The sequence below is a fragment of the Psychrobacter sp. Ps7 genome (assembly GCF_022129225.1).
Lineage (GTDB): Bacteria > Pseudomonadota > Gammaproteobacteria > Pseudomonadales > Moraxellaceae > Psychrobacter > Psychrobacter immobilis_A.
In genome coordinates this window covers 16,988-42,557 of sequence record NZ_JADQAH010000027.1, presented here as the reverse complement: position 1 = coordinate 42,557, position 25,570 = coordinate 16,988, and the positions used below count along the sequence as shown (strand labels likewise).

The window sequence follows — 25,570 nt, the reverse complement described above, 5'->3', positions numbered from 1 at the left end:
TTTTCATGGGGTAATTATGATCTCAATGTATTTGGTTATCAAGGTATGTTCAATCTTAGGTGACAACGGTTGACGCCTGATATCCACGCCCTAGAAGGACGTGGTTTTACGGCGCTAGATGATAATATTTTAGAATGTGACACACAGTATAGAGCGTGTTACCCGTTCAACTTAAGTCGCTACCCTCGTTGTTATCTGCGTTATACTAGCCATAAGCATTGACTATCACTGAGCTGACTGCTTAGATGGTTTATAACTAGGAGAATGTCATGACTCAAGAACACGCTTCCCATGAAAAGCGCAAAATCATCGATAAGTTTTTGATGAAACTCACTAAAGAGGAGCCGCAAATGTATTATGCTAGCACCTCTGAGGTCGCTCGTAGCATCCATACTATGATAAAAGAGCACACCAATCGCTTGTCGGTAGAAGATCAAGCGCTCGTTAGACATATGACCGTCGAGGAGATACAAGGCTTGCTAGGCTTTCACCTTAAATAATCACACTTTCAACGTTCCCATAAAAAAAGCCCGCTGATTTGCAGGCTTTTTTATTATTCAAACTTTAATTTAGAGCATTGAAAATATACATCGCTTAAAACGGATACTCGCGTGGCTCATGTTGCATAGATATCCAGTGCGTTCTAGTGAACTCTTCTAGCACCCACTCACCGTTAAAACGACCAATACCTGAGTTTTTCTCGCCACCGAATGGTAAGTTACTTTCATCATTGACTGAAATATCATTAATATGTGTCATGCCCGCTCTGATACCACGAGCAAAGCGCATGCCTTTTGCCATATCTTTTGTAAATACCGCACTCGACAGACCAAACATTGAGTCATTGGCAATCGATAACGCATCCTCTTCATCTTTGGCACGGATGATACCGACCAATGGTCCAAACACCTCATTACGTGACAAATCCATCTCGCGCGTCACTTCAATAAAGATGTGCGGCGGTACCACTTGCCCTTTAATCTCACCACTTAATATCATTTTTGCGCCTTCTTGCTGCGCGTTGGCGATTTTCTCTTTCAACGATTCGACCTGTTTTTTATTAATAATCGGACCAACCGCCGTGTCTTGTTTGCTCGGATCGCCGACGTTTAACGTTTTAACATGCGCCAAGAAACGCTCAACGAAGTCATCATAAATCTCGTCTTCAACGATAATACGATTAATAGCAATACAGATTTGACCTTGATGTAAGAATTTGCCAAAGGCTGCTGCTTTGACCGCTTGCTCAATATCAGCGTCTTTTAGTACCACAAATGGGCTGTTACCACCCAACTCAAGCGCTACTTGTTTAATGTAGTCACCGCCATTAGCCAACTCGCCAATGCGCTTACCGACTGAAGTAGAGCCCGTAAATGATACAAAGCTTGGGGTTTTGTGTTCAACGATCGCATCTCCTATCTCTTTGCCTGAGCCAACAACCACGTTGAGCAAGCCTTTTGGTAAACCTGCTTCTTCGAATACTTTTGCTAGCAGCAAACCACCAGTCACTGGGGTATCACTCGCAGGCTTTAGTACCACAGCGTTACCAAGTGCTAAAGCTGGTGCAATAGAACGTTGGGTCAAATGTAATGGAAAGTTCCACGGACTAATGACAGCGACGACACCGATGGGCTCACGGTAAACAAAGTTTTCTTTGCCAGGGGTGTTAGATGGACGAATCTCGCCATGTACACGACTGGGGAAAGTCGCAGCCTCAAGGGTAATGGCGCGGGTAGCAGCAAACTCCACCATGGCTTTAACACGGGTACTGCCCGACTCTTTAATGAGCCAATCGACGATTTCATCTTGGCGCTGATCTAAAATCTCAACCACTTTATATAGCACACTTGCTCGTGTCGCTGGCGTCTGCTGTGCCCACTCTTTTTGTGCCGCACTTGCTGCTTGATACGCTTCATTAAGCTGTGTTTCTGTCGCCTGCTGAGTCTTTACAAGTGTATCGCCATTGTAGGGGTTGGTATTGGTATTGACGCTATCGTCTTGACCGCTTTGCCATTCCCCTGCAATGTACTGAAGGTGGAAATCATTATAGGCATTGGCTTTGTTATTATCGGTATCAGTTGACATAATTCTTCTCATTTATTTTAGGGATGTTATGTTGGTTGTCAATAAAACAGTATGACTAGCAAATTGAGACAGATAAAAAATAACTCTTAACACAGTTATTTATATTAAATAGCCTGCGCTCGCGACATTTGATTAAGCACATCAAAACGAAACTTGCTAGACGACTGGTCTAATGCTACCATAGACCTCATACAAATAAGCGTATTTTGTCAGCAAGTATTGTTGAAAAAACGTAACGTGACCATATCAACCCTTACAATAAGCACTCATTATAAGCAAAGATAAAAATCTGCATCGACCCATAGAAAGTATCATGAATAATTGTTAATAGCGCGCTAAGTAGCATTATTCGCCATACCTTATCTCTGAAATACATTCATAAAAAATATAGGAGGACATTACCATTATGTCTGCGGCCTCAACCACAATCCCACCAGATACCAAAACGCATCTGTTAGAAACAGGCTATCAACTGATTTCCAAAAAAGGCTTTACTGCCGTCGGTATCAAACAAATACTAGACACAGCTGGTATTCCTAAAGGCTCTTTTTACCATTATTTTGCCTCAAAGGAAGCGTTCGGTGAAGCTATCATCAGTCATTATTTCACTGACTATAAGATACGCTTAGACACCATTGGTCGTCAAAAAGTTAATGCCCAGCAAAAGATTTATGATTACTTTCAAAGCTGGTATGACACCCAGCAAAATGGCTGTGATCATGAAAAGTGCTTGGTGGTTAAGCTCAGCGCTGAGGTTGCAGATCTGTCTGAACCTATGCGCATCGCACTGAATGCTGGTTACCAGCAGACCATCAGCTGGCTTGCCGAACAAATCAAAGCAGGCTGGGCGGATGACTCTGTACCACAACCTGACAATATCGCGGCCGAGAGCATGGCAAAACGTTGGTATTTTGCTTGGCTTGGTGCCAGTTTAATCGCCAAGATTAGCCAAACCAATACACCGCTTGCAGAAGTATGGCAGATGACTACTTCTCAATTGGGACGCTAATCTCGTGCGTTAAACGCTTTTTAGCCATTTATACGTCCCTAGATCTAAAGCAAAAAATTGAGTTATAAGAGAGTTTTGTAAAAATTACTAGACGACTGGTCTATTTAGTGTACAATGCCCACAGTTGCAAAAACGAATGGCTAATTTGCCACTGAGATTTTTGCACCCCATACGCTCAACACAAATATTTAATAATTTTAGGAATACTATGAATAACTTCCAATATTACAATCCAGTACGTATCGTCTTTGGTGAAGGTCAAATCAAACAACTATCAGAATTGGTCCCGACTGATGCCCGTGTGCTTATCACTTATGGTGGCGGTTCGGCACAGCGCACAGGTACGCTAGACGAAGTAAAAGAAGCTTTGGCTGCGAGCGGTACACGTACCGTATTCGAATTTGGTGGTATTGAAGCCAATCCAGAATTCACAACTCTTTTAAAAGCAGCAGATATGGTCAATGAGCACAATATTGACTTTTTGCTAGCGGTCGGGGGCGGCTCAGTCATTGATGGTAGCAAATTTGTGGCATTGGTATCGTCACTTACTGAAGAAGATGGCACGACTGTCTCACGCGAACAAGCATGGAACGCACTAACCAGCTATTGCAGAGACATTTATTCTGCCATCGATTTGGGTGCTGTTTTGACCATTCCAGCCACTGGCTCTGAGATGAATTCAGGCGGCGTCATCAATTATAGTGAACGTCAAGCTAAGCTACCATTTGGCAACGCACTTGCCTTCCCTAAGTTCTCAATATTAGATCCAATCAAAACACTGACATTACCTGAGCGTCAAGTGATGAATGGTGTTGCGGATGCCTTTGTCCATGTCATGGAACAGTACCTAACGTATCCAGTCAACGCAAAAGTGCAAGACGCCTTTGCTGAGAGCTTGCTGAAAATCCTCATTGATGAAGGTCGTATCGTTAAACAAGATCCAGAAAACTTAGAAACTCGTAAGAATATTATGTGGACAGCGACCATGGCACTCAATGGTCTAATCGGTGCAGGCGTACCGCAAGACTGGACAACACATATGATCGGTCATGAGCTAACCTCGTTACACAGCATCGATCATGCTCGCACCCTAACCATTTTATTACCCTCAGTAATGCGTGAGTTGAAAGACAGCAAAAAAGAGAAATTACTTCAATATGCGCATAATGTCTGGAATATTACGCTTGATGATACCCATCAAGACGAAGATGCTGTCATTGAAGCCGCTATTGTCCGTACAGAAAACTTCTTCCGCGACCTTGGCTTGCCTGTCAGTTTAGAAGATGCAGAACTTGATGCGTCAGCTATTGACCCGATTATCAAGCAGCTTGAGGCGCACAACATGGTTCAGTTAGGCGAGCACAGCAACAATGATTTAGAAGTGTCACGCCGTATTCTGCAACGTGCTATTAGTAGTAAAGCTGCTTAATAAAAACACCACCGTAATAAGAAACACATATTGTTATGCTATTTATAGTAGTTGCTCAGCACTGAGTAACTACTCCATTCACCATTAAATATCAAAACCAGTAAATATTAAAATCAATAGAATCTTAAAATCAATAAATAGAAAAGGAATCTGATAATGAGCTTTGATAAACAACAAAATCAAAAAACAAACCGTCAAATCAAATTGGCAAGCCGTCCAACAGGTGAGCCAAAAGCTGAAAACTTTGATATGGTAACCAGCGATATCCCATCGCCAAATAACAATGAAATGCTGCTGCGTACCGTTTACTTATCATTAGATCCATACATGCGTGGACGTATGAGCGATGCAAAAAGCTATGCTGATCCGCTAGAAGTGGGTGATGTCATGATGGGTGGAACGGTTGCCCAAGTCGTTGAATCCAATATCGATAAATTTGCTGTGGGTGACTTAGTGGTCTCAAACTCAGGCTGGCAAGACTATAGCGTCAGTGATGGCGAAGGCGTCTTAAAGCTTGACAAAAACATGTCAAATCCTTCTTATGGTTTAGGTGTATTAGGTATGCCCGGCTTTACCGGTTACATGGGTTTGACCGACATCGGTAAGCCGCAAAAAGGGGAAACTTTGGTCGTCGCAGCCGCAACGGGTCCCGTTGGTGCAACGGTAGGTCAAGTTGGCAACCAATATGGCTTACGTACCGTTGGTGTGGCTGGTGGCAAAGAAAAATGTGACTTTGCTGTCAATGAGCTAGGCTTTGATGTCTGTATTGACCATAAAGCTGATGACTTTGCCGAGCAATTAAAAGCGGCGTGCCCAGATGGCATCGATATCTATTACGAAAACGTCGGTGGCAAAGTGTTTGATGCCGTTATGCCATTATTAAATGCGCATGCACGTATCCCAGTCTGTGGTCTGGTTTCGCAATACAACGCCACCGAGCTGCCTGATGGTAAAGATCGTCTAGGCGTATTAATGGGCAACATTCTAAGCCGTCGTCTCACCATCAAAGGGTTTATTATTTTTGAAGAATATGGCGATCACTTCCCAGAATTCTTAAAAACCATGAGTAAATGGGTCGAGTCAGGTGATGTTAAAACCAAAGAATATATTGCTGAAGGCTTAGACGATGCACCAAATGCCTTTGTTCGCATGCTAAATGGCGATAACTTTGGTAAAACAGTGGTTAAAGTTTCTGAGGTTGAATAACAGAACCAATGGTTATCAGTTGGTTGAATCGCAAATAACGACTTAACAACATAACTTGCTAAGACAACCACTGAAAATGACCTCTCAACCATGAATACTGTTATATGAATACCGCTAGCAGTCATTGCTAATACTCATATTGATTACAGATGACCAATTAAGCATGACTGCTAACAACCCATGATTTAAGAACAACATCAATAATAAATAAGGACGACTATGAATATTTTAATGGTACTAACCTCACATGATAAGTTGGGCGATACTGGTAAAAAAACGGGCTTTTGGCTAGAAGAGTTTGCCGCGCCTTATTACGCTTTTATCGATGCGGGCGTCAATGTGACACTTGCTTCTCCTGCTGGCGGGCAGCCACCGCTTGATCCGAGCAGTGACACTGAAGACACGCAAACGAAAGATACCAAGCGTTTTAAAGAAGACAGCGATGCTCAAAAGCATCTTGCCAATACTGAAAAACTCGCTGATATGAACGCTGAAGATTTTGATTCAGTCTTTTATCCAGGCGGTCATGGTCCACTATGGGACTTGGCAGTTGATAAAAATTCGATCAATTTGATTGAGACGTTTGTCAAACAAGACAAACCTGTCGCCTTTGTTTGTCATTCTCCAGCCGCTCTTAAAAATGTCAAAATTGACGGTGAGTATTTAGTCAAAGGCAAAAAAGTGACTGGCTTTACCAATTCAGAAGAAGACGCCGTTGGTCTAACAGATGTCGTGCCATTCTTAGTAGAAGATGCACTAAAAGCCAATGGTGGTAACTATGAAAAAGCCGCTGATTGGGAATCATTTGTGGTCGAAGATGGCTTGCTGATTACGGGACAAAACCCAGCGTCATCAGAGGAAGCTGCCAAGCGCTTAATCACTAAGCTGAAAGGTTAATATCTTTTTAACGTCAATATAATAGACCATGCAAAAAGGCCACTATCATGATTCGCTTACATCATCTCAACCAGTCTCGCTCATTACGTATTTTATGGCTTTTAGAAGAGCTGGGCGTGCCTTATGAGATCATTAGTCATCAACGCGATCCTAATACTCATTTGGCACCAGACAGTTTAAAGGCGGTACATCCACTCGGCAAATCTCCGGTTATCGAGATGGATGGTCAACTTTATGCTGAGTCGGGTGCAATCACTGAGTTATTGATTGAGCGATTTGCGCCAGAGCGCTTACGTCCTACGACTGATAGCGCAGACTATGGACATTATCTGCAATGGATTAACTTTGCTGAAAGCTCGCTCATGTTGCCGTTATTACTGGAGCTATTTACCAAAAAAGCCGGTATCGTCGATAACGAGTTTTTAGATGGTTATATCAGTCAAGAAAAACACAGACTGTTGAGCTATCTAAACGAGGAAGTTGCAGATAAGCCATTTATCGTTGGTCATAAGCTAAGCGGCGCTGACTTTATGCTGTCTTTTGACTTAATCATGCTGGCTAAGCGTGAAGCGTTAGATGATTATCCGCATATTAAGCAGTATGCTTTACAACTCGCCAGTCTTGATAGCTATCAGCGCAGCATGCGTTTAGAGGCGAATTATGATCACTCTATTTAGTACCATGGTCTAACTGTTTATCGACTATCTAATGTATAAAAAACAGCTCTTTATAGAGCTGTTTTTTATGGGTAAAAATGACCTGAGTCGTAGCTATGTGACATATAGTCAAGGAATTTTAGAATCGCTACATGGCGACCGACCGCAGATAGTATACTGAGTACATCTAGGGTGGGTAACACCGTAGCGGTTTAAAAGTGCTCTGACTATAGCACTGTGTTTCTTATCGTCTATCATTGACAGACAGCTGCATCTATCTTTTAACTTGATTTTCAATGTGTGAGTTATGCGTGATAAATACTCAACAAAAATTATGATAAAATATTCAAAACAGGGTTTAGAATACTTTTTTGGTTTTATCAGTCTACTAAATGACTTTCTGTTAAATGACTTTCTGTTAAATGACTTTTTATTAAATGACTTTTTATTAAATGACTTTGAACGCCTTGATTTTCATGACTATCCGACGAGCGCGATGCTTGTTTAACAACGGCTATACACCATTTTATCCCTCTACGCAGATTATCCATCCATGAGTACTGAATACCAGTTTAAGCCCCATGAACGACCATTCATGCTTGGCTCGCCTGCCACCCCTGATCACCCTGTGCACCGTAAAGTATTTTATTTACTGATTGGTATTTTTATCGGCTTAACTGCCAGCTTTCAGAATGGTCTATTGGTCGCGAATCTCACTCAAATCCAAGGTGAAATGGGCTTAACACCAGTAGAAGGTGGCTGGATATCAGTCGCTTACAATATGACCAATGCTTGTGTCACGGTGCTGCTGTACAAAATTCGCCAGCAATTTGGCATGTCGTTATTTAGCAAAATCACCTTGTTCTTTTTATTGGCAGCCACCAGTATGCAGTGGTTGGTCAGTAGCAATCTACTCAGTACGACGATTGGGGTTAGCATTGAGCCTTATTATTTAGAACTGCTCGCCCGTGGCTTTAGTGGTGTGGTGGCTAGTGCGATGACGGTATTGTCTATTTTTTATTGTCTACAAGGCATGCCAACTGCTCGGCGTATCAGCGGACTTATTTTGGGCTTTGGCTTGGTGCAGTTTGGCATTCCACTGTCACGGATTATCTCGCCTTATTTAGCCGTTGATGGTCAGCTTGAAGGTTTATTTTTATTCCAAGTGGGATTATCGCTGATTTGCTTTGGGCTTATTAACATTCTTGAGCTACCACCGGGCAACACGGAAAAGGTCTTTGAAAAACTTGATTTGGTGAGTTTTGGCTTTTTTGCCAGTGGTCTTGCCGCCCTATCGGTATTTTTAGTACAAGGTAGAATTCAATGGTGGACAATGCCTTGGCTTAGCTATCCATTGATCATTGCCGTCGTGACTATCTCAATTGCTTTATGGATTGAAACGCACCGCAAAAACCCTATGTTACAAGTGCGCTGGATGCGTAGTCGCACCATTATTGCCTTTATGATTACTGGTGCCGTTATGCGTATTTTGCTGTCTGAGCAAAGTGTGGGCGCCGCAGGGTTATTAGCAAACCTTGGTTATGGTAATGACCAGCTGATTGTTTTCTATGCCATCATCTTGGTGGCTAGCATACTGGCATTAGTGATTAGCATTTTTACCACCAAAGCGACGGATCTGCGCCGACCAGTGATTTTTGCGGTTGCATTGATTGCGATTGGTGCATGGATAGATACGGGTGTGTCGCTAAACTCTGCCCCTTATATGTTCTATTTCAGTCAGTTTATAATCGCTTTTGCTGCCGTTTACTTCATGGGACCAATGGTATTTGAAGGTATGTTTCGCGCCATTGCTAACGGACCTGCCTATATTATTAGCTTCTCGGTGATTTTTGGTATCTCACAAACTGTCGGCGGTTTGGCAGGCGCGGCAGGTATTCAAGCATTTACCACCATTCGTACTCAGATGCATTATGCCGATATGGTCAGTTCAATGAATACCACTGATCCTGCTACGATGACCCAAATGCTACAGGGTGTGCAACGTCAAGCAACGGTCGCCGCTTATGACGATTTATTCTTTTTGATGGCCGTGAGCGCCACCATCACCGCGCTATATTTATTGATGGTTTATTTTTATTACCTTTATCATAAACGCAATCCACTTAGTAAAGAACTTGCCGCATTGGCAGAAATGATGGGCAAAAAATAACAGGTGATAATCATATCGATTTGTTGCTGTTACCTTTTCTTCTTATGCTAATTACTATATTTTAAAAAGTTATCCACCATGTTTATCAATCTCATTAGGAGCGCATCATGAGCGAAGACAAATTAAATGATCTTGATGACCATAATCAAGACACTGCTCAAGATGCCACCCAAAATACTGCTGAAAACCATCAGACATCATCCAATGCAGCAGCAATAGAGATGCCTCTAAACCAATCGAAAAGTGATGATACTGTGACCGTACCGAAAAAAGAGGACTCGGTAATAACGTCAGTTGCTGATACTGATGAAACGCCAATGCCGCCAAAAGAGCCTATTCCTGACGCTACAAGTTGGTCGCCTAAAAAGAAATCTTACTTTAACCTAGGCTTATTGATTGCACTAATCATTATTGGCGTCCTTTTGATTCTTTATGCATGGAAGCTACCGCCCTTTACGCCTACGGTTCAGCAGACTAATAATGCCTTTGTAAAAGGTCAAACAACGATTATCAGCCCGCAAGTTTCTGGCTATGTCACAGAAGTGGCAGTGCAAGATTTTGAAAATGTACAAGCAGGTGATTTATTGGTCAAGATAGACGACCGTGCCTTTTTGCAGCAGCTCGAACAAGCACAAGCCAATATCGAAGTCGCTATGACCGACCGCTCAAGCAATGCGCAAGATACGGGCACCAGTCAGGCACAAATCGAAGCACGTAAAGCGGACTTATATAGTGCCAAAGTCAGCGTTGATAGTGCACGCGAAGATGTAAAGCGCTATCAAGGGCTTGATGCGATTGGCGCAGTATCCAAAGCAGAAGTTGCTCATGCCCAAGCTCAGCTCGCTCAAGCACAAGCGGGCGTGCAGCAAGCAGAAGCCAATTTACAAGTCGCCCTTGAAGCCAGCAAAAAAACCAGTGGTAGCCGCTCATCACTCGATGCCAATATTAAAAATGCAGAAGCAGTTGCTAAGCAAGCACAGCTTAATTTAGACAATACTATTATCAGAGCACCGGAATCAGGACAACTGAGTCAAGTCAGCGTCAAAGCGGGGCAATATGTCAGCGCGGGCACACAGCTCATGTATGTGGTGCCGAAAGGCGTGTGGATTATCGCCAACTTTAAAGAAACCCAAGTGGCAAATATGACTGTCGGTGAGCCTGCAACTATTCATGTGGATGCGCTAGGCGGCATTAAGTTTCGAGGTCATGTCAGCAATATCTCGCCAGCGACTGGCAGTGAATTTAGCGCAGGCGCGGCAAACCCTGCGACTGGCAACTATATTAAAATCGCTCAGCGTATTCCGGTACGAATAGATTTAGAGCAAGGACAACCTGAGCTTGCGCAATTGCGCCCCGGTATGTCGGTGTCGGTCGATGTCGATACTAAACCGAACTAGAGCATGTTGGACATTCACAAATAGGCACTGCTATTTTCTAAAATTGCTCCAGACAAACCGCAAAATAAAAAGCCAGTCCAGATGTCATAATCACTATGACGCCTAGATTGGCTTTTCTAGTTCTATGAAAATATGAATAGCGCGCTTGGGTTACGGCAAAAGGCGCTTGGTAGTCCAGCTTTCACCATTGTCTTTAGTATAGACAATACGGTCATGCATACGATTGGCACGACCTTGCCAAAACTCAATCTCATGAATGCTAATCTCGTAACCACCCCAAAACGCTGGTGTTGGCACTTGGCTACTTTCTGGATACTGGTTTTGCAGCTCATCAAACTTGGCTTGCATCACTTCACGATCAGCAACCTCGCCACTTTGCGGTTGACTGACCCACGCACCCACTTGACTGTCGTGAGGACGCTTTTGAAAGTAAGCAGCTGACTTATTAGCATCGATTTTAGCAATGCTGCCACTAATACGTACTTGACGCTCCAGCTCGTGCCAAAAGAATAGCGCTTCGACATTCGGGTTTTCGGCAATATCTTGACCTTTAGCGCTTTCATAGTTGGTATAAAACACCACACCATTTTCAGTAATCTCACGCATAAGTACGATGCGCACGCTAGGTTTATTATCAGCACCGCACGTCGCCAAGCTCATCGCATAAGGCTCTTGCACCTTTTGTGCTATTGCCTCATTCATCCATTCTTTTAGTAGCTCAAATGGAGAGTCTGGGACGGACTGTTGATCAAGCTCACCTTTTTCGTATGACAAACGCTGATCGGTAAAATCCATGCTCATAAAATATTCCTTATTTTAATATAACTATATTATGACTTTAACCCAATATTGCTTTGATATGGTCAGCCAAATCATTTGCCAATACATCACATTCTATTTCATCATCCGACTCAATCATCACACGTATCATAGGCTCTGTACCTGACTGTCGAATGAGCAGACGACCACGACCCTCTAAAGTAGCCTGTGCTTTTGCAAAAGCAGCAACCAGCTCTTCATGTTCAAACGGATCTTGCATTTTACTTAAGCGTACATTGACCAGTTTCTGTGGCAATTTTTCAAAGCCTTCGGTCAAATCACTGAGCGCTTTACCACGTGCTTCCATCACCGCAAGCACTTGCAAGCCGGCGATAATGGCATCGCCCGTACGACTCTTATCCAAACATAGAATATGACCCGATGGTTCGCCACCCAGTATCCAGCCATTCGCTTCAAGCTCATGCATCACATAACGATCGCCTACTTTCGCACGCGTAAATTTAATATCTGCTGCTTTGAGTGCCAGCTCTAAGCCCATGTTACTCATCAGCGTACCAACCACACCTTTCGCCTTAGTCTGACCTTGGGTAGCAAGTACGTATAAAATGCCATCGCCGTCAACCAGATTACCAGCCTCATCAACCATCACAATACGATCACCATCACCGTCTAGTGCGATACCAACATCTGCCTCGTGCTCAATCACTGCTTTCTGTAAGCCTTCAGGATGGGTAGAGCCGCAGTCGGCATTGATATTGACGCCATCAGGCGTATTGTTAATAGCAATCACATTGGCACCCAACTCACGCATGACTCTTGGTGCCACGCTATAGCCTGCACCATTGGCACAATCTACAACGACAGTCAGATGACTCAAGTCGTACTGATAGGGAAAACTGCCTTTACAGAATTCGATATAGCGACCTTTGGCATCATTGATTCGATTATTTTTCCCCAATTGTGCTGGATCAAGAATAGGCATGATCACATTATTGTCCGCCTCAGAGGCACTCATAATCGCTTTTAGCTTATCATTAATGGAGTTTTGCATCTCATCAGTCAGCTTTTTGCCATCTCCTGAAAACAGTTTGATACCATTATCATAGTAAGGATTGTGCGACGCTGAAATAACTACCCCAGCATCTGCATTAAAACTACGGGTCAAATGCGCAATCGCTGGTGTGGGTAATGGTCCAAGCATATGCACATCAACACCAGCGGCATTAAACCCCGCTTGCAATGCGCCTTCAATCACATAACCTGACAGCCGCGTATCCTTACCGATGACCACGCTTGGCTTGCGAGCAGGGTTGTCATTATTCTCTATCAGCACACGTCCCGTCACATAGCCCAGTTTTAAAATAAAATCAGGGGTAATCGGCGACTCACCGAATTTTCCGCGAATACCATCGGTGCCAAAGTAGCTCATTATGTATGCTCCCAAATCTAAGAGTGAAAACCAGACGAATACGCAAACAATAACGTATAAACAGTCTAAGTAGTTATTATTATAATCCGCTTGTGTATTTTACAAAAAAAACAGCCAACAATAACAAGGCATTGTTGGCTGTTTGTATCTTAAGGTCACTGCAGCCCTGCAAAATAGCTATCGTTGACGTAATGCAGGATTATAGAACATCTTTTAATTCACACGATAGTTCGGTGCTTCTTTAGTGATTTGAACATCATGGACATGCGACTCTTTCATACCCGCCGATGTCACCTTAATGAATTGCGGATTGGTACGCATATCTTCGATGGTCGCAGAGCCAGTATAACCCATTGATGAGCGCAAACCGCCAACCAACTGATTAACAATACCAGCAACTGGACCTTTATAAGGAACTCGGCCTTCGATACCTTCTGGTACTAATTTCTCTACGCCATCTTTAGCATCTTGGAAGTAACGATCTGATGAACCGTTTGAGCCTGACATCGCACCAAGGCTACCCATACCGCGGTAAGCTTTGTAGTAACGACCTTGGAACAGCTCAACTTCACCTGGCGCTTCTTCAGTACCAGCCATCAATGAGCCTACCATGATGCACGAAGCACCAGCAGCGATGGCTTTTGCCATATCACCTGAATAGCGAATACCACCATCTGCAATCAGTGGAATACTGTCTTTTAATGCGCTAGCGACGTTATCGATGGCTGAGATTTGCGGCACACCGATACCAGCGATGATACGCGTAGTACAGATAGAACCAGGGCCAATACCGACTTTTACCGCATCAGCGCCTGCATCACGTAGTGCAAGTGCAGCATCCCCTGTTGCGATATTGCCACCGATGACTTGTACGTGTGGATAGTGCTTTTTAATCCAAGACACCTTATCAATCACGCCTTTTGAATGACCGTGTGCGGTATCAACCACGATGATATCGACGTCAGCAGCGATTAATGCTTCAACACGCGCTTGGGTATCTGCACCAGTACCAACAGCAGCACCAACACGCAGACGACCTTGCTCATCCTTACAAGCATTTGGATTGTTTTCAGCTTTTGCAAAATCATTAACCGTAATCAAACCACGTAAGCGGAAATGATCGTCGATAACGATGACTTTTTCAATACGGTGTTCATGTAGCAGACGCTTGATGTTTTCGTTGCTTTCACCTTCATGTACTGTCACCAACTGATCTTTTGGCGTCATGATTTTACTAACTGGCAAAGACAGATTGGTTTCAAAGCGCCAATCTCTGTGAGTCACAATACCCACGACATTATCAGTGCCTCTTTCTACCACAGGTACGCCTGAGATATTATTGTCTTGCGTCAGCTGTAGCAGATCACCAATCGTCATCTCTGGATGCACAGTAATCGGATCTACAACCGTACCTGCTTCAAATTTTTTGACGCGGCGTACTTGTGTTGCTTGCTTGGCGATATCCATGCTCTTGTGCAAGATACCCATACCGCCTAGCTGTGCCATCGTAATGGCCATTTCAGATTCGGTCACGGTATCCATCGCGGCAGAAATCAGCGGTAAATTCAGCGTGATGTTTTTGGTCAAACGAGTGGTCAGATCGGCAGTTTTTGGCAAGACTTCAGAATAAGCTGGCAACAATAAAACGTCATCAAAGGTTAAGGCTTCATCGACAATTCGCAACATACAGACCCCTAGTGGTGGTTATTTTGATGGGTGGGATATTTTTGGCATTAAGACAATCAACCAAAATCACCGATATGACTTTATGAAGCTAAAGTCTTAAAATTAAAGACCTTGTATCACAAAGTTTTAGATAATCAGCAATGAGCCAGCCGGTGTTTGTGATTAAACAAACAGAGACACTCGAAAATTGCAATTGATTGATGCTAATAAGTTTGCACAAATATAGCGCGCCCCTACTCTTAATCGCTCATTTATCCCTTAAAAATAACGCCATATTATAACAAATAATCAGACAAATCGCATGCTATATTTGTCAGCTTATTTTGCTAGCGCTTGTCTATCGATATCGACGTCTGTAAAGCTCAGCTATTTAAAAGCATAGAAAACATACTCAATCGTCGGTTACTGGTCTTAACCCTTCAATATTAAACGTTCAGCAGGCAGATAAGCTTTTTGTTTGCTATATAAGTAATTCAACATCTGCTCACGTATCTCACAGGCCAGTGTCCATGCTTCTATGGGACCTACCGCTGAAACAGCGCCGCGCAGGTGAATAATGTTGGCAGTCACCTCAATGACAAACATTTCAGGCTCAGTTTTGTTGTCCCAAAGCTTATTATCTTTAACCGCCGATATAAATTGCTGGCGAATGGCTTCAATATCTGCGCCATAATCGACATATAAAAACACAGGGCAAGTCTGATGTACTTCGGTATGTGACCAGTTTTCTACCATTTCGGTGATCAGTTCGCGCATCGGCACGATCAATCGACGTTCATCCCATGTTTTGAGTACCGCATACGTATAACGCAGGTCTTCAACGGTACTAAAGTTGCCATCCATTATCACACTGTCGCCAATCCGTACCGGCTGGGTCACGGCCACCTGTACCCCAGCAATGATGTTACCCAGTATCGGCTGCGCGGCAATTCCGATGACCACGCCTGCGATACCAGCCGAGGTCAATAGCGTTTTGCCAAGACCTTCCATGTTGGCAAATTCACTGAGACCAATCCAAATACTGCCCAAAATCATGACAAAAATAAAGACGCGGCGAAATATCGATACATAAGTACGGCGACGGCGCTCTTTATCAAAGTGCTCTTCAGCCAGATTTTCAATTTGTAGGCTTTGATAGCGATTAGCAAAAAAGTTAATAACGCGAATGCCAAGCCATAAGGTGCTAAATACTAGCCCAATCCAGATAAGCGGACGAGTCGATGAAGCTACCGCATCCAAATAAGGAAAGCCGCCTGACACTAAAGTAAAGACGAGCAAAAAACTGATGGTAAAAGTCAACGGCACGGTCAGCTTATTAACCAAATCTGCCACGCCATTAGTACTACCAACATAATTGCTGTATTTTTCATCGTCGATATAACGGCTGATGATTTTTTCCGTGCCTTTACTGAGTAACCACCCTACTCCCATGGTCACTAAGAAAAACAGTGCTAATGCCAAAAACTCCCATAGTGCGATACTGAAAATCTTAAGTTTTAACCATCCAGGTAAATAACGCTCAAATTCCGCTGGATGATATTGTTCATAGAGATTGTCAATATTATCAACGGTCTGTGCAGAAAATACCCAAATAGGCGCAGCCTCACCAACCCGTACTCGTTGCAAATAGATGGGAACACGGCGCTCACGATAGTCGATATAACCTAGCTGAATCGAACGTCTAGGGATACCCATGATACTACTGGTATTGCCAAGTGGTGGCTCGATTAAACCATCTGGGCGATCTGGCAGATCATCAAAAACATAAAGCTCTTTTTCCGTTAACAAAAAATCCAACCGTTTTGATAACTCAAGCGCGTGGTTACGCTGAATTTTCTGATCGATTAAATTAATGTTGAGTGCATAAGCAGCCAAGTCGTATTGTTGCTTCATGACCGCTGACTGAAAAAACTCTAAAGTCGCTAGTGGCGTGGTTAAATTTGGCAGTTCAGACAATGGCGGCAAGCCTACATTGAGCTTGTCTAGCAAATAATAACTTTCATTGTATTCACCCGTCAGTCCAGAATCGCCCTGCAAATTACCCGCTTGCTCTACTGCATTACGCTCGGTAGGATCAAATATTTCTTCTGCAACGCCAGAGATACTGAGGCTTTCGTCTTTAATTGTATTGATTTTCTGAGTGGCATATTCAGCCAGATTATCGGGCTTGCTGACTGAAGTCGATGACGAGCTGGACTGCTCATCATCAACTTGTTCGCTATCGCTTTGCATATCACTAGTGCTTGTGGCATTAGCGGATGCAAACACAGCACTCATGCTGACTATAAAAAAAACTAATAGTAATGACAAAGTACTGGCGCGCACATTCCAACGTTGGCCGTTAGGATAGTAGTCACCGTCGGTATCAGTTGCTATACAATGACCGCCAACAATGCTCTTTTTGAGAATATTCATATTTTAAAAGCCATTAATTCACTTGATGTTTGCATCTCTTGAAGTTTGCCTACAAAGCTTATTCTTACATAGATTACATAGCCAATTTAGCTTCATCTTTATGGTTTGACTGCAATTTATCTTGTTCTTAGCACCATTTTTAGAATGATGATATACCCTAGTTTAGCCTATAAAAAAAGCCAGCTCAAAGCTGACTTAGTTTATGACTATCTATATGAGTGTTCTGTAACATGATTGCCTTAAGCGCGGCGCCATGTCGTGCCAGCACGGCTGTCTTCAAGCTCAATACCAGCATCTTTTAGCTGCTCACGTATCTCATCAGCACGCGCAAAGTTTTTATTGGTTTTGGCATCCGCACGCTCAATGATTAAATTATCGATAGTGTCATCGGTTAAACCATCATCCGCCTGTTCACCAATCACTGCTTGCAAAAACTGTTGAACTGGCTGCTGTAAAATATTGAGTACCTGTGCCAACGCTTTGAGCTGCTCTGCTAATTGCCATGCAGTGTCTACCTCTTCGGCTTTAATAGCTTTATTAATATCACGCGCCAGCCCAAACAGTACACTGATCGCCGTTGAACTATTAAAATCATCGTTCATGGCTTTGATAAAGTCTTGTCCAGCACTGCTGCTATAAACATCATTTATCAGCGTATCACTGACTACAAGCGTCTGCCCTTTTTGTTGTTCGGCCAATTTTAACACATTATATAATCTGCTTAGGCTATTATGTGCTTCGTCCAATGCGTTATCAGAAAAATTGACTTGGCTGCGATAATGGCTTGATAATAAGAAAAAGCGCACCGTTTCAGGTAGATATCTTGCCATCACGTCACGAATGGTAAAAAAGTTACCCAACGACTTGGACATTTTTTCGCCATCGACATTAATGAAACCGACATGCATCCAGTTACGCGCGTATTCACAGCCAGTCGCGGCTTCAGACTGCGCTATCTCGTTTTCGTGATGCGGAAATTGCAAGTCATGACCACCCCCATGAATATCAAAGGTATTACCTAAGCACTTAGTCGACATCGCTGAACATTCGATATGCCAACCTGGACGCCCTTGACCCCATGGTGACGCCCATTGTGGCTCATTGGGTTTTGCTGCCTTCCATAAGACAAAATCAAACGGATTGCGCTTATCATTTTCGACATCGACACGTGAACCTGCTTGCATCTCATCGAGATTACGCTTAGACAATTTACCATAATCTGCAAAATTATCGACGGCATAGTAGACATCACCATTGTCGCCTGCGTACGCATAGTCGCCTGCGACCAAGGTCTCAATCATTTGCTGCATATCATCGATATGATCAGTCGCGCGCGGCTCAGCGTCTGGCATCTCGCAACCAAGAGCGGTTGCATCTTCGTGCATGGCTTCAATAAAACGCTGCGTTAACATACCAATCTCTTCGCCGTTCTCAGCGGCACGAGTGATGATTTTGTCATCAATATCGGTGATATTGCGCACATAATTAACGTCATAGCCTAACTGAGCCAACCAGCGCACTACCATGTCAAAACCAACCATCACCCGCGCATGCCCAATATGACAATAATCATAAACGGTCATACCGCACACATACATGCCTACTTGCCCTGATTTGAGTGGTACAAACTGACGTTTTCCGCCAGTCAGTGAGTCATGAATAGCAAGCTGAGACATCGCATCGGCAAGTGGTGTGGTCATGGTTAAAAAGCCTTTTAATATAAATGAAATAGATAAAATAAAAACAAAAATATAATCAATGTTTGGATATTAAACAGCACTGACTATGGTCGCTATAACTGTAAAAACAGCGGCAACATAAAACCTAACCCATTATCTTAGCGAAAACAGCCATAAAATACTACAATGAGCCCGCAACTAACATCATTCAATCATAAAAACTGTTAAGGATTTAGATATGGGCAATCGTTTAAGCAAAATATATACGCGTACTGGAGATGACGGTAGCACTGGCATGGCAGACGGCAGCCGCGTCAGCAAAGCAGACAATCTATTTAGCGTAATGGGTGATATCGACGAGCTTAACTCACACATTGGTCTGGTACGTGCTCAGTTACAGCATAATAAAGGACAGTCTATAGAGAAGGAATTTTCTCAAGCGTTAGTCATCATTCAGCATTTATTGTTTAATATCGGTGGTGAGCTGGCTATGCCAGAATATGAAGGCGTCAATGCCACTCACATTACATGGTTAGAACAGCAAATTGATGTGATGAATACGACCTTGCCGCCGCTAAAAGATTTTATCTTGCCCACAGGTTCGGTATTGGTCAGCCAACTACACGTTGCACGTACGATCTGTCGCCGTGCAGAGCGCCAAGCAGTGCTATTACAGCAAGAGCGTCCACAAGCGATTCGCAGTACGGCCGTGAGCTTTATCAATCGCTTATCGGATTGGTTGTTTGTCGCTGCTCGCTTTTGTACAGATCCCAATAAAGTCTCTGAAGTCTTATGGGACAGTCAGGTATTACAAAAATTCGCTGATAAAAAATAATTGCGCAGGACTACTTCAGTGGACTAAAACGCTAAAAGCAGACCCTAGAATTAAGGTTTAGCATAAAATATAAAAAAGCCCGCAACCTTAACACTGCGGGCTTTTTACTGACTGATTAATACTATTCAGTCACGACAATATTGTTTGAGAACAGCTTAAATCTTACTAATTAGTAAGTAGCGCTGTCATCTTCAATAATGACCATATCGATACTTTCATCTTTAGGTACTGATTTCGGTACGGCTGGTGTGGCTGGGGTTTTGACCTCAGGAGTGGCTGACGCGCTGCTATCCGTATTACTACTGCTTGGATTGTTGATAGTCGGCGGCGTGGCAGGCTGAGTAGGACGAATCGGCTCAACTGGCTTGACTACTTGAGGCTGACGAACGGGTGCTGACTGACTGTCATCGTTTTGTGCTGCACGGCGCTCTGCGCTACGTTGGGCACGCTGCTCATCCATCGCTGATTTAAATACAGAACCTGCCATCACATCGGCGACCACAGTAATCAATGCTGGCTGCCCAGCAATACGTGTGCGTACTTGACCGCCTTGAGTACCAACGACATAGGTAAAGGCATCATCAACCAACATGTTGTTATTGATACGGATGTTATTTTGCGCTAAGCGTGATTGTAGGCTCGGCAGATTGTTGGCTGCTTGTACTTGACTGGCTTGATACAAATCTTCGCTTGGCAACGTCATGCTCACACTTGCCTGACAAGTCGTCATACCATTGTCATTGGCTGCTTGTAAGACTGCAGCATTTTGTACATCAATCACAATGCCGTTGGTTTTATTAGTGATAGCGCCGCTAGCGAGACTGATCTCTGCATCATTTGCGTAGTTGGCAGCCAGCGTTTGTGCTTGTTGATTGAGCGTGTTTTTTAGAGCCGTTTTGAGACGATCTTGTACCATTGGGTCATCACAGCTTACCGCAGTAGCTGCGGTGTTTTCAGTAGACGCAGACTCTTGCTCTGTGAGCTCTGCCGTCTCGGTGGTATCTTCCTTCTCTGAGCGATCACAGCCAGCAAGCGCTAAACCACATACCATGCCAATACCAGCCACTTTATACCACTTGCTCACGTTTTTATTTGCTACGCTCATATTTCTTTTGCTCCCAATTTACTAATACGTACCGCCACTGATGGACAGTGATTGATGTTCAAACCGCAACCCTAGCTGCCCTAGGTTTGAAAACCAGATTATTATACGGTGTTTAAATAAAATGTTCATTAGTGTAGCCCATGGATATACAAATAACGCCCCTCATTATAGGTAAAACCTGTATTTAGTTGCAAAAACATAACAAATACATACTTATGAATTCGTTATAAATACGCTTTTAGACTACCGCGATTAACTAGGTCTGTTGAATGTTTGACAGACAGTAAACCTATTCTAAGATTTCGCTCAGCTCATCTCTATAAAGTTTTTGGATAAAAGGAACCACATAGTAATATTGCTTTATCGAGCAAATTTTATTAGACGCTGTTGTTTTAGCACTATATGATTGCGCGTATCACTAACCAACCATATAAATTATGATAAATTTCGAAAACACGCTTTTATTGGGTCATCGCGGTGCGCGTGGCGAAGCATTAGAAAATACCTTTTCAGGCTTTGAGTACGCTCAACGTCTCAACACTCAGGGTTTAGCAGGGGTTGAGTTTGATGTACAACTGAGTGCGGATGGTCATTTAATCGTGTTCCATGATGACACGCTGCAACGCATGTGTGGTCAGCAAGCACGTGTTGATCAGTTAAATCTTGCTGAGATTCAACGCCATTCGCAGTTTGGTCATCAGATTATGACATTAGGGCAGGTAGTGCCGTTGCTAAAGGGCTTTACTGATATTGAACTGGAGATTAAAACGCATGACCGTACTGATTATGCTAAATTGGTAAAAGCATTGACACACAACCTCATCGATAGCCCACTTGCCAAACTACCCATTGTGCTGACCAGTTTCGATGTAGAGCTACATGTTCGCTTACAACGTCATCCATTACTAAAGCATATCTCTCGCGGCTTGCTCATTCGCACACCTGAAGTCTTAATGACTGCACCGAATACCGCCTTGCAACTTGGCTGTATTCAGCTAGGTATCCACTATCCGCTGATTAGTCGAGCAGTCATTAAACATAGCCACTGTCATGGCTTGCCAGTGAGTGCGTGGACGGTCAATGATATTGACACGATTAAACAGCTGATCGCATGGCAAGCTGACGTTATCATCACTGATTATCCAAGTCATTTACTGCTGGGTTAATAAGCATCGCCTTTATTTGATTTATTTAAAATCATCTACATATCTACGGTGTTACTTACACTTCTCCTCAATGCCTGATAAGTCATCCATTATTTTCATTAATACATTCCATAATCAATACAAGTTATTGTTATTTAGCAATATTTTTACAGTGTATAACTGTTCACTTTATTGATTTTTTAAGGTATCATATAGGCTTAAATTAATACCGCTAGGGATATTATATGATTGCAAAAAAAGCACTTGGCTTACCGCTTAAAGGCTTACGTTTCGCTATCAAATCTGGTGATACGCTTATCAAAGCCGCCAGCACTCAAGCCACACGTTTTAAGACACGTTTTGACGAGAGTAAAACTGCAAGCTCGCTTAATGAGCAGCCTGTTGCCAAACGCAACTACGCCCATGCTGCGGGAGAGCAAGATGTCTCTACTAAAAAAGACAGCATTGATATGCGCGAGTTTGAGTTTACAAAAGCGCCGATCAACTGGATTCCAGCGACTATCTTGGTAGCCACACCTATTGCTGCTGCGATCATTACACCATGGTATTTGTTTACTCATGATGTTAGCGCGCCAGTTTGGGGCGTATTTGGTGCCTTTATGGTATGGACAGGCATTAGTATTACCGCTGGTTATCATCGCCTGCTATCGCATCGTGCTTATAAAGCGCATCCAATCGTCAAAAACTTTTTATTGCTAGGTTCCACCTTTGCCGTACAAGGTTCAGCATTTGATTGGGTTTCTGGTCACCGTACGCATCATCGTCATGTCGATGACCGCTTAGAAGACCCGTACTCAGCAAAGCGTGGCTTTTTCTTTAGTCATATGGGCTGGATGCTACGCAATTATCCTAGCGGTAAATTTGACTATAAAAATATCCCTGACCTAACCAAAGATAGAACCTTACAGATTCAGCATAAATATTACGGTTTATGGGTTGCGGCATTAAACATCGGTGTGGTCGCTGCGATCGGTTGGTTATTGGGTGATGTTTGGGGTACTTTGGTCATCGTAGGCTTACTACGTCTAGTACTGACGCACCACTTTACCTTCTTTATTAACTCGCTATGTCATATGTTTGGCACGCGTCCTTATACGGATACCAATACTGCTCGCGATAACTTCTTCTTAGCTATCTTTACGTGGGGTGAGGGTTATCATAACTACCATCACTTCTTCCAATACGACTATCGTAACGGCGTAAAATGGTGGCAGTATGATCCTACTAAATGGTTGATTGCTGGCCTATCAAAGCTGGGCTTAACCAGTGAGCTACGTACCGTTGATGACACCACTATCAAGCATGCAGAAGTACAAATGCAATTTAAAGCGGCACAGCAGCAGATTGATACGGCAGCAGTGGGCGGTCTTGATCTTCCTCATGCCATGAAAAGCTTCCAAGATCGTATTAAGTTTGAATATGATGCCTTTATGCAGACTGTTGAAGAATGGCAAGCGCTCAAAGCCAAAACGATTGAGCTGAAAAAGACAGAATATGCCGATCGCTTGCATGAAGTGGAAGATGAGCTAAAGCACGACTATGCTAAGATTGAACAAAAAATTCTTGAGCATAATAGCAATTTAAAAACCGCGTTTCGCTCGATTGGTATCAGTAAAAAAGCGGCATAATTGCTGATTATTTAGCTGTATTTTATTACCTTTGTGATGAACAATAATTGTAAAGCTTCTCCTTCCCTCTATTTGTAGCAGATAGAGGGATTTTTTTGCTCATCTTTTATAGATCGTGTCGAACATTGATTTATGAAAATAAAAAAGATAGGTGGAAGCAATATCTTTGTTTGATAGGCTAAATGCATTCAATATTACTAATGGTTTTTGGGTGCGCTATTACAAGAGATGGACAGAGTGAAACGATGTAATATCAAGGCTATGCTATAGTGCTTTTATCGCCCCTACACTTTACTTATATTTCAAAAGCAGGAACGGCTTGTATGCGCTATCAAAATACCTATGTCAATCTAGACACTCGCCTTTATCATGAGCAACCGCCAACGCCGCTGGACAATCCACGTGCTGGACACTTCAACATGCAAGTTGCGCAGCAGTTAGGCTGGACAAATGATGAAGATTTAATGACACATTGGGTAGAGATACTCGGTGGTCAATACGTGCCAGCGGATTTTAAGCCATTGGCCATGGTTTATGCGGGTCACCAATTTGGACAATGGGCAGGCCAATTGGGTGATGGGCGCGGCTTGCTAATGGCACAAGTGCTCGATCACAATAATCAATTGCAAGACTTGCACCTTAAGGGCATTGGTCTGACGCCTTACTCGCGGATGGGTGATGGTCGCGCTGTCTTGCGCAGTACTATTCGCGAGTATTTATGTGGTCATGCCCTTACACAATTAGGTGTTCCTTCCTCTAATGCTTTGGGATTTGTTGTCTCCAATACGAGGGTGCGCCGTGAGCGCATGGAAGCAGGTGCGGCATTGATGCGCGTGGCTGATAGTCACATTCGCTTAGGTCATATCGAGTGGATTGCCAGCTTTGCTCCTGATTTACTCGCTGAGTTCACTGATTATATGATCGACACTTATTATCCAGAGTGCCGTGATAGTGACGCTCCCATACTGACATTTTTAACCACGGTGGTTGAGCGAACCGCACGAATGATTGCTGACTGGCAACTGATTGGCTTTGCGCATGGCGTGATGAATACTGACAACATCTCTATCACTGGTAGCACCTTAGACTTTGGTCCATTTGGTTTTATGGAGCGCTTCAACCCTGCTTGGATCAACAACCACTCTGATCATACTGGTCGCTACGCTTATCAAAACCAGCCAGCTATCGGTCACTGGAATCTCAATGCTTGGCTGCCACATTTTATGCGCTTAGAGGGCGTAACACGTGAGGCGTTAGCAGACTGTCTAGCGCCTTATGAGCCAACCTTTATGCAGCACTATCAGCAAGGACTGTGCCTCAAGCTTGGGCTGACGCATGCAAAAGAGAGCTTAACCTTGGCTTTTGAATGGCTAACCTTACTAGAAGACAACTTGCTAGACTATACCAATAGCTTCCGTGCGCTACTCGGTTTGGTCGCGCCGAATGGGCACCATTATGAAGAGCAGCTATTGTCAACCATGACGAATGAGCTTAGCGATGATGCCCAGCAAGTCTGGCAAGATTGGTCGACTCGTTATATGGCGCAAATACAGCAGCTGCCACTTGAGCAAGCTATCGATGATATGCAGCACAATAATCCTGTTTATGTACTGCGTAATAGTATGGCGCAGCGTGCCATTACGGCAGCAGAACAAGGACAGTTCGAAGAAGTGAATCGAGTATTCGATTTACTGGCTAACCCTTATCAGGTACAAGCAATCGCTACCCTTCTCGACACGATGCCGCCTACCCCACATGCGCCGCAAATGCCGATTAGTTGCTCGTCTTAATGATATGTTATTAAACTGCTATTCTGTAATATTTTGAAACATTATAAGATTAAGGTTGATATTTAACCCTATTTTTTGGCATTATTAATTGGCTAAATAATGAATATCATTTTACTATATTATTCTTGCCGTTCACGGCAGCTGACTAGGCAGTGAATTGGCAATAGTGCTAGAATAACTATTCCACTAGATTACTTTTTTGGCTCAA

Annotated in this window: 19 protein-coding genes; 12 read left to right on the top strand and 7 right to left on the bottom strand. The window is 43.3% G+C overall.

Going from position 1 to position 25,570, the window contains the following annotated elements:
- Positions 1 to 269 precede the first annotated feature (269 nt).
- On the top strand, positions 270 to 500 hold the full coding sequence (locus tag I3257_RS09830) for a hypothetical protein (RefSeq protein WP_045446342.1): 231 nt from the start codon (positions 270 to 272) through the stop codon (positions 498 to 500).
- Between the two features lie 94 nt (positions 501 to 594).
- Here the strand turns inward: I3257_RS09830 and I3257_RS09825 are convergent, their stop codons facing one another.
- Entirely contained in the window at positions 595 to 2,085 is a 1,491-nt protein-coding gene (locus I3257_RS09825) for an aldehyde dehydrogenase family protein (protein ID WP_238049638.1), read from the bottom strand.
- 406 nt (positions 2,086 to 2,491) lie between these two features.
- On the opposite strand from I3257_RS09825, the gene I3257_RS09820 reads away from it, so the two are divergent.
- The 7 genes from I3257_RS09820 to I3257_RS09790 all read left to right on the top strand — a co-directional run bounded on the left by I3257_RS09820 (position 2,492) and on the right by I3257_RS09790 (position 10,849).
- The gene (locus I3257_RS09820; RefSeq protein ID WP_055124963.1) at positions 2,492 to 3,094 is read left to right on the top strand and encodes a TetR/AcrR family transcriptional regulator; all 603 of its coding nucleotides are present in this window, start codon (positions 2,492 to 2,494) and stop codon (positions 3,092 to 3,094) included.
- A gap of 208 nt (positions 3,095 to 3,302) precedes the next feature.
- Complete coding sequence (locus I3257_RS09815) at positions 3,303 to 4,523, top strand: iron-containing alcohol dehydrogenase (RefSeq protein WP_238049637.1); 1,221 nt, start codon at positions 3,303 to 3,305, stop codon at positions 4,521 to 4,523.
- Positions 4,524 to 4,679: 156 nt separating this feature from the next.
- Positions 4,680 to 5,729, top strand: coding sequence for an NADP-dependent oxidoreductase (locus I3257_RS09810; RefSeq protein WP_060491217.1), 1,050 nt, complete (start codon positions 4,680 to 4,682; stop codon positions 5,727 to 5,729).
- Positions 5,730 to 5,948: 219 nt separating this feature from the next.
- Entirely contained in the window at positions 5,949 to 6,626 is a 678-nt protein-coding gene (locus I3257_RS09805; RefSeq protein ID WP_238049636.1) for a type 1 glutamine amidotransferase domain-containing protein, read from the top strand.
- A 47-nt stretch (positions 6,627 to 6,673) separates the two neighbouring features.
- Positions 6,674 to 7,303 (top strand): glutathione S-transferase, encoded by a 630-nt coding sequence (locus tag I3257_RS09800; RefSeq protein ID WP_201614188.1) that lies wholly within the window; start codon positions 6,674 to 6,676, stop codon positions 7,301 to 7,303.
- Between the two features lie 532 nt (positions 7,304 to 7,835).
- Positions 7,836 to 9,452, top strand: coding sequence for an MFS transporter (locus I3257_RS09795; RefSeq protein ID WP_238049634.1), 1,617 nt, complete (start codon positions 7,836 to 7,838; stop codon positions 9,450 to 9,452).
- 107 nt (positions 9,453 to 9,559) lie between these two features.
- Positions 9,560 to 10,849 (top strand): HlyD family secretion protein, encoded by a 1,290-nt coding sequence (locus tag I3257_RS09790; RefSeq protein ID WP_238049632.1) that lies wholly within the window; start codon positions 9,560 to 9,562, stop codon positions 10,847 to 10,849.
- A 150-nt stretch (positions 10,850 to 10,999) separates the two neighbouring features.
- On the opposite strand, the gene pdxH is transcribed toward I3257_RS09790, so the two are convergent.
- From pdxH to cysS, 5 genes are all read right to left on the bottom strand, one after another.
- Positions 11,000 to 11,644, bottom strand: a complete 645-nt coding sequence (gene pdxH, locus I3257_RS09785; protein WP_238049639.1) for a pyridoxamine 5'-phosphate oxidase — start codon at positions 11,642 to 11,644, stop codon at positions 11,000 to 11,002.
- Positions 11,645 to 11,687: 43 nt separating this feature from the next.
- Complete coding sequence (glmM, locus tag I3257_RS09780) at positions 11,688 to 13,058, bottom strand: phosphoglucosamine mutase (protein ID WP_238049630.1); 1,371 nt, start codon at positions 13,056 to 13,058, stop codon at positions 11,688 to 11,690.
- 213 nt (positions 13,059 to 13,271) lie between these two features.
- Positions 13,272 to 14,744 (bottom strand): IMP dehydrogenase, encoded by a 1,473-nt coding sequence (guaB, locus tag I3257_RS09775; RefSeq protein ID WP_045454296.1) that lies wholly within the window; start codon positions 14,742 to 14,744, stop codon positions 13,272 to 13,274.
- A gap of 411 nt (positions 14,745 to 15,155) precedes the next feature.
- Entirely contained in the window at positions 15,156 to 17,159 is a 2,004-nt protein-coding gene (locus I3257_RS09770) for a mechanosensitive ion channel family protein (RefSeq protein WP_238049628.1), read from the bottom strand.
- A gap of 239 nt (positions 17,160 to 17,398) precedes the next feature.
- Positions 17,399 to 18,859 (bottom strand): cysteine--tRNA ligase, encoded by a 1,461-nt coding sequence (cysS, locus tag I3257_RS09765; RefSeq protein WP_238049627.1) that lies wholly within the window; start codon positions 18,857 to 18,859, stop codon positions 17,399 to 17,401.
- Positions 18,860 to 19,076: 217 nt separating this feature from the next.
- On the opposite strand from cysS, the gene I3257_RS09760 reads away from it, so the two are divergent.
- On the top strand, positions 19,077 to 19,673 hold the full coding sequence (locus tag I3257_RS09760; RefSeq protein WP_109592647.1) for a cob(I)yrinic acid a,c-diamide adenosyltransferase: 597 nt from the start codon (positions 19,077 to 19,079) through the stop codon (positions 19,671 to 19,673).
- A 169-nt stretch (positions 19,674 to 19,842) separates the two neighbouring features.
- Here the strand turns inward: I3257_RS09760 and I3257_RS09755 are convergent, their stop codons facing one another.
- Positions 19,843 to 20,778, bottom strand: coding sequence for a hypothetical protein (locus I3257_RS09755; RefSeq protein ID WP_238049625.1), 936 nt, complete (start codon positions 20,776 to 20,778; stop codon positions 19,843 to 19,845).
- 437 nt (positions 20,779 to 21,215) lie between these two features.
- Here I3257_RS09755 and I3257_RS09750 point away from each other — a divergent pair, with 437 nt between their 5' ends.
- The 3 genes from I3257_RS09750 (at position 21,216) to I3257_RS09740 (ending at position 25,362) form a co-directional block, all read left to right on the top strand.
- Positions 21,216 to 21,944, top strand: coding sequence for a glycerophosphodiester phosphodiesterase (locus tag I3257_RS09750; protein WP_238049623.1), 729 nt, complete (start codon positions 21,216 to 21,218; stop codon positions 21,942 to 21,944).
- A gap of 449 nt (positions 21,945 to 22,393) precedes the next feature.
- Positions 22,394 to 23,572 carry a fatty acid desaturase gene (locus tag I3257_RS09745; protein ID WP_201539756.1) on the top strand — a complete coding sequence of 393 codons (1,179 nt, stop codon included), beginning with the start codon at positions 22,394 to 22,396 and terminating at the stop codon, positions 23,570 to 23,572.
- Between the two features lie 323 nt (positions 23,573 to 23,895).
- On the top strand, positions 23,896 to 25,362 hold the full coding sequence (locus tag I3257_RS09740; RefSeq protein ID WP_238049622.1) for a protein adenylyltransferase SelO family protein: 1,467 nt from the start codon (positions 23,896 to 23,898) through the stop codon (positions 25,360 to 25,362).
- Positions 25,363 to 25,570: the final 208 nt, after the last annotated feature.